Annotated in this window: 2 protein-coding genes; one reads left to right on the plus strand and one right to left on the minus strand. The window is 67.5% G+C overall.

Features of this window, described 5'->3' with window-relative positions:
- Positions 1 to 399, plus strand: a 399-nt coding sequence (locus IC66_RS42620; RefSeq protein WP_157158074.1) for a hypothetical protein, incomplete at its 5' end; no start/stop codon positions are given.
- Between the two features lie 223 nt (positions 400 to 622).
- On the opposite strand, the gene IC66_RS0121585 is transcribed toward IC66_RS42620, so the two are convergent.
- Positions 623 to 1,846, minus strand: coding sequence for a phenylacetate--CoA ligase family protein (locus tag IC66_RS0121585; protein ID WP_038949007.1), 1,224 nt, complete (start codon positions 1,844 to 1,846; stop codon positions 623 to 625).
- Between the last annotated feature and the right edge of the window lie 201 nt (positions 1,847 to 2,047).

The raw sequence follows: 2,047 nt of genomic DNA on the forward strand, positions 1-2,047 counted from the left end.
TCCCTGGCTCTAGCCATCCTTGCGGGCAGCAGCGCTCCAGAGCTTCTGGAAGTGGCCTGCAGCGCGGCGCGCGCCTACCTCGAGCTCGCCCATATCCGTCAGATCAAAGCCGACCTCATCCAGCGCGTGCTAGAGTTCGGCGCCGCGGGGCCGGAGCTCATGCGTGCGCGCCTGGCCGAGGCGCGCCACCTGCAAACGCTATTGCGGCGGCAATGGCAGAAACCAGAGCGGCTCAAACCGGTATCCGTGCCCTCGGAAACTGAGCGCCAGGCCGAGGCCGTGCGTCGGCTGCTGCCAGAGCTGCGCAAGCTCAACCGCTACGAGGCGCGGACCTATGCGAGGTGGGATCGCGCGTTGTCCGAGGTCGCGGGGCTGAACACGGTAAGGGAGCATCGATGAAGCCACCTGCCTGCGCAGAACGAACCCAATCAAGTCGACAAATCAGGCCTTTGAGGTGGGGCGCGGCGCCATGAACCCGCTGAGGTGCGCCCGCCTGGCGCGGTGTGCGCACCAGTGCCAGAAATCAACGCTTGCTTTCATGCGATCGGCCGCTCCCCGCGCTGGGTGATCTCTCCTGCAGAATCCCTGTTCACAGGAAACTGAGGTTTGGGGGTAGGGCCTCTTAGCGTTCGTCCGCAATCACCTTGCCGTCGTTCGGCAGCGCGCCGGGACTGACGAACTCGACGCTTCCGCCGAGTTTCGTCACGGCGCGCAAGCTGGTCGCAATCTCCTCGCGCAGGGCGTCACTCGTGGCCGCCGTTTCCGCTTTCAGCGTCATTGCGTCGGTCTCGCCCTGCCGTGTGACGACGAGGCGCAGTCTTCCGAGCGCAGAATGACGCTTGCCGATCTCGGCGATCTGCTCTGGACGGATGAACATGCCCTTGACCTTGGTGGTCTGGTCGGCGCGGCCCATCCAACCCTTGATGCGCATGTTGGTGCGGCCGCACTTGCTTGGGCCCGGCAGCGCTGCGGTGAGGTCGCCGAGGGCGAGCCGGATCCAGGGATGGTGCGGATCGAGCGACGTCACCACGATCTCGCCGACGTCGCCCGGCGCAACGGGATCGCCGGTGCCGGGCTTGACGATCTCCATGATCAGATCCTCGTTCACGACCATGCCCTCGCGCGCCTCGGTCTCGAACGCGATGAGGCCGAGATCGGCGGTGCCGAAGGCTTGGTAGGCATCGATGCCGCGCGCCTTGATCTCGGCCTGCAGCGAGGGCGGGAACGCCGCCCCGGAAACCAGTGCGCGCTTGATCGAGGAGACGTCCCGTCCCGAACTCGCTGCGGCATCGAGCAATATCTTCAGGAAGTCCGGCGTGCCGCTGTAGCCGACCGGGCGGTAGGCCTCGATCAGCTCGAATTGCTGTTCGGTGTTGCCGGGCCCTGCCGGGATCACGGCGCAGCCGAGCGCGCGCGCTGAGGCATCGAAAATGAAGCCGCCGGGGGTGAGATGGTAGCTGAAGGTGTTGAGGACGATGTCATCGGGTCGGAACCCGGCCGCGAACAACGCCCTTGCGCCGCGCCAGGGATCGGCCTGCCGCCCCTCCGGTTCGAAAATGGGCCCTGGGGAGGTGAAGAGGCGGGCAAACGACCCCGGCGCCGACGCCACGAAGCCTCCGAAGGGCGGCGAGGCCTTGTGCAGGGCGGGCAGTTCCGACTTGCGCAATACCGGCAGGCCCGCCAGCGCCTCCCGGGAGGTCACGGCGGCGGGATCGAGACCTCTCAGCCGCTCGGCATAGGCCGGGGCGGCCATCGCGGCTCGCAGCACCTCCGGCAGGCGGGAGAACAGATCGGCCTCGCGGGCGGCTTGTTCGCGCGTCTCGCGGGCATCGTAGTGGGCGGTCATGGCTGTTCTTTCCGTGTTGGCATCCGTTGCGCGCCGCCGCTGGCGTGGGTATCAGACGGCGATCGGCGAGGCCTGGAGAGGACGCGATGGCGGACGAAGGAATCATTGCGGCGGAGGAGGCGACGGACGTCGTCGCGCGCCTGAAGCGCCGCATGATCGAGGAGGCGCTGCCGCTGTGGTCGACCGTCGGCTGGGGTCCTG

This window comes from Bradyrhizobium genomosp. III (genome assembly GCF_000261705.1).
In the GTDB taxonomy this organism is placed as follows: domain Bacteria; phylum Pseudomonadota; class Alphaproteobacteria; order Rhizobiales; family Xanthobacteraceae; genus Bradyrhizobium; species Bradyrhizobium ottawaense.